The following is a 2353-nucleotide window of genomic DNA, read 5'->3' on the forward strand; positions in this document are numbered from 1 at the left end:
CGTTGTCTTCCAGGCGCTCGGGGAAGGTTGTCCAGCTGGCTTCCCGTTCATAGGTAACGTTTTCGTTACGGACGTTGGCCATGGCCTTCGGATCGCGCGGATCGCGGACGGTGCCGGTCCAGAGAAACAGCCGGTTGGGAGTAGTTCCGGTTAAGGACGAGCAGAAATTCTGGTCGCAAATGGTAAAGGCATCGGCGAGGGCGTAGTAAAACGGAATATCATCGCGGTTGTAATAGCCCATGGTCAGCGGCATGTCGGAGTAGGTTTTGTTACCAGACCGTTTTGCATCCAGCCATCCATTGTATTTTCCGCCGTTCCGGGCATCTACCTGGTTTTCCCACGAGTGGGGAAGCGCACTCATCCATGTCGCTTTCGTATCCTTCATGTTGAGGCGGAAGGGTGAAAACGTCTGACCGGCTTTGTTGGTCTGAAACCAGACCTTCCGCTTATCCGGCAGGTCAATTGCTCTGGGATCGTTGAAACCACGGACGCCTTGCAGGGTGCCGTAAGCGTGGTCGAACGAGCGGTTTTCCTGCATCAGAATAACTACATGCTCGGCATCCATAAAGGTGGTACCGGGAGTAGGATCGATGGCAAATGCTTTCTGAATGGAAGCCGGCATCGATTCGGAAAAACTCGTCGAAAGGAGGGCTGCTTTTTTGAGAAAATCTCTTCTTGAATCCATTACTGCGAAACCAATGGTTTTTTCGTCAAAATCTATGTTGTACTCGTCTGGTATATCCCCGCCCGCTTGCCCGAAGGGGCGGGCGGGGAAACCGGATTATTAAAGATACGATTGTCAAAAGTCATTGGTACTATCGGCAACCAATCTTTATTTCAGTATCCAGATTTGCTGGTTAACATCGTCGTTACCACCAAATTGGGCGCTGATGGCTTCTTTTACGTTTGTACTGTTGTAATCGAGCTCCTTCTGCGGATACAACCAGCGGACCGGCATTTTATTGGCGGGTACGTTGCTGTTCGAAGCAGGATTAACCGGGAATGCAGGATAACCCGTCCGGCGGTTTTCGAAGAACATCATATACGGTGCCTGCAGGAACGCCCCAAGGTAGTTCTGTGTCAGAATCTGCTCGATCTGCTGCTCCGTTGTACCCGTCAGCTTCACTTTATCCGACGCAATATAGGTATTGATGTAGTCGTCGGTGATTTTCATGTTGTGGTGATACAGAGCGTTGTCCGGCGTATTGGCCGCCGTGAACTGCATAGCGGCTTTAATCCCGTCGGCATAGTATGTCGAAGCCGTTGTGCCTGTGATCCAGCCACGTACGGTTGCCTCGGCCAGCATAAATTTCAGTTGCGAATAGCTCATGAGCCATACCGGTTCCGAGTTGGGCAGTTCGGTATAGCGGCTGTTCAGCGGCGAATAATCCTTGGTACCGAAGATGGTCGTGATCGACGAATAGATCATCGACGGGTCAGTGCCTTTGTAGGCCGTCCAGTCGTTGATGGCTTTTCCGGCGGCCACCGCTACCGGCGACGGATTGGCGTAGTAGAATAACCGGCGGTCTTCCAGGGTTTTCAGTTTTCCGACGACCACTTCCGACATCATCGGATAAATCACCGATGGGTTGCCCAGTTTGTAGAACGGATACCGCTGACCGGCCTTGTCGGAATACACCAGCTGAAAGTTATCGGCATTGCTCTGGAAAATCGGACGGCTGGCGACAATTTCCTTGAAACGGTCAACGACTTTCAGGTCAGTTTCGCCCGTTTTTTTGTACAGATTGAGCAAGACATACAGCTCAAACGTGTTCACCATTTTCCGCCACTTTGTTACGTCACCGCCGTAGATCGGGTCACCGTCAAATTTCGTACCGGCCGCAAACAGTTTATCTGCCTCGTCCAGATCGTTCAGGATACCGGCAATCACCTGCTTCTGCGTATCGTATTTCGGAGCCACCACGTTTGATTCACCTTTCAGTGCATCGGAGTAAGGCACATCGCCGACGCGCATCGTCAGGTCAAAATATTTCCATGATTTAATGAACTTACCTAATGCCGTGTAGGCGTTCTTGTAGGCATCCGGCGGCGAGAAGAGGATCATCTTCTCAATATTGGTCAGCACAGGAATCCCGTCAAAACTGGTCCGGCCCAGGTAATTGTATTGCAGGTCTTCGGCAAACTCAGTGTAAATCACCGATTTGTCGAGGAAGTGCGGCGACAGGAATGACTTCCCTGAGCTGATCGTGTTGTCGGTAATATTCAGGATCAGGTTTGTCGCCAGCATGGGAGCGGTCGCTTTCACGGCTGCGTCCGGATTTGAGTTGATCTCGTCAAACGTAGAACAGCTGCCCAGCGTCAGCATGCCCAGACCGAGGAGTATGTAGCGTTT

The 2353-nt window shown here is 51.6% G+C and carries 2 protein-coding genes; both read right to left on the reverse strand.

From position 1 onward, the window contains the following. A partial coding sequence (locus BLX24_RS29995) for an alkaline phosphatase family protein (RefSeq protein ID WP_310590814.1) occupies window positions 1–685 on the reverse strand: 685 nt, incomplete at its 3' end. Window positions 686–832: 147 nt separating this feature from the next. After that, the coding region (locus BLX24_RS30000) for a SusD/RagB family nutrient-binding outer membrane lipoprotein (protein WP_310590815.1) at window positions 833–2353 on the reverse strand (1521 nt) is incomplete at its 5' end.

This window comes from Arsenicibacter rosenii (genome assembly GCF_001870735.1).
Taxonomy (GTDB): Bacteria; Bacteroidota; Bacteroidia; order Cytophagales; family Spirosomataceae; genus Arsenicibacter; species Arsenicibacter rosenii.